The organism is Flavobacterium sp. GNP010 (assembly GCF_056428945.1).
In genome coordinates, this window is sequence record NZ_JBWJVK010000078.1 from 1 (window position 1) to 4,186 (window position 4,186).

The 4,186-nt window shown below is 33.2% G+C and carries 1 protein-coding gene and 1 pseudogene; both read right to left on the reverse strand.

Annotated features, from left to right (window positions below):
- Positions 1–985, reverse strand: a pseudogene (locus AC061C_RS15305) (hypothetical protein); the annotation flags it as partial.
- Position 986: 1 nt separating this feature from the next.
- Positions 987–4,186: hypothetical protein (locus tag AC061C_RS15310; RefSeq protein ID WP_478291890.1), on the reverse strand; the 3,200-nt coding region annotated here is incomplete at its 5' end.

Genomic DNA, 4,186 nt, shown 5'->3' on the forward strand with positions numbered 1-4,186 from the left:
GGTTAACAGTTGTATCATCTTTAAATTCTTTTACGGTAAGGTGAGGAACATATTTTAATAATGACTTTCCTTTGCCACTAACAATTTCAGAATAAGGTCCCAATTCTCCAAACATTGAAATACCCTGAATACGATAATTATATTCTCGATTGTTTGCAATTGAGTCTACATAAAATATTCTATTATTATTTGAATTTTCTTGATTTAAACTGGTGTAGGGTTTATCAGTAATACGTTTAAATATTTTTTTATCCTCTGAGCGTTCTATATAATAACTACCATAAGCGTGTGCTAGTATATTGAAGTTCCAACTTAACATAGTGCTATTATCGGTAAAATGAGCTGTAAAATCCATTGGTTTTGGTAATGTCTCAACCTCTTTAGGATCTATAAAGGCACCACCATAAATAATATCGAATTCTTCTTTAGGTACATTAGAAGAAATCCGATACAGGTATTTTTCATTTTCTTTTATTGTATTATCTTCAAATCCTAAACCTGCTTTTTTAGCAATTTCATAGTCTTTATCAGCCGTGTATAAAGCAAAAGTGAATCGCTGCTCCGTTTCTTCAGAAAGGTTAATGATAGATTGTAAATTATCGGTTCCTGTAACGGAAAAATCTTCACCATAAAGTGCTTGAGCTATAATAGCGGCATTTTCATTGGTATCTATTATTGCTTCCCAAGATGCTAAGGGTTCTGGTTTACATTGTTTAGCCAAAATAACTTTTTCTGGACTTGATAGGGTTTTATTGTTTCGTGTAATAGTAAACCGCTCCACTAAGTAGCCGTATTTGTTTAATTTTTTCCAAGCCATAGCATCAGTCACAGCCCAGCGTAAAAGTATCTTATCTTTTTGAACTCTTGTAAGTACTTTTATTTCTAGTTTATTTTCAGATATTTCAGGCTCTTTAACTAATTGGTTTTGAGCAAATCCTAAATTTATAGTAGTTAAAATAAGGAACATTAAAAATTTGGTCTTCATTTTAATTGGTTTTATTAAATGTAAAAATAGAACTTGTTCCTAGCTGACCACCTGGTAAAGTGTAGTTCAATTTTATGTTGTAGTTCCCTTTTTTGAGGTACGGAAATTGTCCGTTGATGATATAATCATACTTTGTTTTCATGACTTGATTGGCAGTATTCAGATATTTGTTGACTACTTTATATCTTAAATCCACAAAGTCTGTTTTATAATAGAAAGGTAAATTATATCGGTATGGCAAGTAATCTCTCAGCATAAAACTACTTGAGTTATTCATAATATAGTCTTGATACCACACTAATGTTTCAACACCTTTTGTTGGTGGAACTCCTAAAACATTTGTATTTCTATTTAATGTTAAATCACTTTCTAGGGGATATCCTTTATATATCAAAGGAAAAATCTCATTGATATAATAATTATCATCAAGTATAGCCTCAGTAGTAACTAACGGAATATTTAAGGTCTTCGCATTACCAATAAGTTCAATTTCGTCAAATGGTTCTGAGGAATTATTGATAGAATGTAAGGCATGAACATCTGAGTAAATGATTTCTACCAAAGTCTGTTTTGGTTTTTTTACAGCCATTTTTTCCTGAAAAGTATTGTATTGACTTGTGTTGAAATTATATTGCAAAAGTTCAATTCCTTGTCCTCCAGTTATGGTTTCTTTTAATTCATTATTTTTAGTTTCAACGCTAGTTTCTGAATCTAAATTTTGTGTTTGATAACTTTCCTTTAAGTTGTTATTTGCTTCTAATTGAGTTTCCAGTGTCATTAAAGTAAGATTGTAGGACTTAGTTGTTTCTAAATCAGGCATGTCAATACTTACTTTTTTCAAACTAGGCGAATAGGATAATGCACCATTTACAGTTTTAGATCCAGTTTTGTAAAAAGCTTTTTGAGCCTGACCAGCTTTTAATTCAAACAAATAGGATTGACCTTGTTTAAGAACTACATAAGCTTGCTTGCTTTCATTTTTATACACATATTTTTGATCAAAAACAGGATAACAATAAGCAATATTGGTTATTGGTATATTATTAGGTGCTGCTCCAGTTGTGAAATTAATAGCCTCATTTTCAGTTGCTATTTGACCGTTATCATGAATAGTTTTCCAAGTACCATTACTGTATTCTTGGAAACTTACTTTTACATTAAGTGTCAGTTCAGAGTTTTGTGGTAATACTTCTGTAGCATTGAAACTGACTAAATCATTAGTTGTGTTCCAACTCATAGTGCCAAGTATTGGAGTGCCATTTTTGTTAACGGTATATTCCTCTAATTTTAGTCGATATGTCTTTGTGCCATTATCTTCTTCGATAGTGAAGCTTTTGTCTATTGGCATATTAAATCCTACTTGTGGGACGGCAAAAACATTTACATCCTTAGCATCTTTAGTAGGTGTGATATCGGCTATGGCTTTTAAACCGTTTAGAGGAGTGTCATTTATAAATTCACATTCTTTTCCAAACTCAAGTTTAAATCGGAATCGTCCTTTTACTAATCCCCCAAGCAGATTAAAATGTCCTCCAAGATATCCTCGTATCCACACTGGATTAGGAAGCTTAGCTTGTAACAGAACAGCTCCACCACCTTTTATAATTGGTATTTTTTTTCTAATCATGAAAAGTTTAACCTTAATACCTAATTCTCCTTGTAAATAAGCGTAGGACTGACCATTAGCGTACCAACCATTAATACCAATGGGACCAGAACCTTTACATGCGGCGTCTCCATAATCCTTAACCATAATGTCAAAACCAAAACCTGCATTAAAATTAGCGTAAAACAATAAAAACGTTATATCCCCAGTTTTAATACTAAAATCTGATCCAAATGCAAAACCTTTACCATTTCTAAGGCTATTTTCATTACGCATATAATCTAATTGTTCTGCAGTAACTCCTAAGATTTGCGCAACAACTGCGGGAGGAGGTGGACTAGCCGGTATATCATCTCCCATCATGAAATATCCTCCAGCTTCAACCTGTAATGGACCTACAGCCATTTTTAACCCTAAGCGATCGGTAGGGGTTCCCATGCGAATATACCACTTGTCTGGAGCGAAATGTAACACCGCCCAACCAGCTCTGTTGCCTGATGCACGACCTTTTATAAAGCCTCCAGGAGTATCAATGTATAAATCGAACGTACCGTGTAATGTTTTTGACATGAAATCATATTCTATGGCTGCAAAAGCATTAATTCCCATCGAGCTTTTTATATCATTTGGATATAATTCTTCTGCAGCTTTGGATAAATCTTCTTGTTTTAGTTTCTCTAGGATTGCTTTTGAAAATTTAGCTTCTTTTTCACTCACTTTTTTCAAAACATCTTTAAGTTTATCTGGTACGGGAATTTCAAAAGGTTGCATCACATGCCCCTCACCATAAATACTGATTCTATTGATACCAGAATTACTATTAAAAGCTATTTCGAAACCTGCGCCTCCCCAAAATGAATCTGCCGAAGCTGTTCCTGAAAATTTAATCATAGCTTTTACACCTAAACCTGAAGTAATATCTGGAACATAATTAGACCCTGATGCTGTAAAATTACTACTGAACCCTTCCTTTTTCATTCGGTAGGAAGCACCACCTCCAAAACCTTTAAAAGTAATTGCTCCCGACGGAATATTTAAATTATCTGCCATAGCATCAACATACCAATACCTAAAAGTTGTAGCCCCAAAAATAGCGTTTGCCTCAACCTTAATTCCTCCCGTAAAATCACAACTCAGCATTCCTTTAAAACCTTTGCCGTAGATAGGGTCATTATCCATTACAGCAATACTCCCTTTTAACTTCATTCCTCCTATATCAGCCCCAATATCAATTTGTTCAAATTTAAGACTGTCGTATTTCCATTTTTGAATACCTTCCTCTTTGCTAAATTTTCCAATGACATAAAATTTAGTTTGTCCTGTAAATTGATTTTCCATTATATTGATCGCCAAATCAACTTTTAAACTAGCACTTTCAGGCGCAGTAATTAAAGAAATTTCATTGACAGTTACTGGAAAATTACTAAGGCTAGCATCTTTACTTTGGAGATTTTTGTAACCAAAATAATCAGCAGTTAAGTAAGGAGTTACTGTTTGTAATATTAAATTTTCGAATATAATCCCTTTAAAATCAACAGTTTCCTTACTTTGTGTGTTTACTTCTGTTTGTGTAGTACTAACCGATTTATTACTCG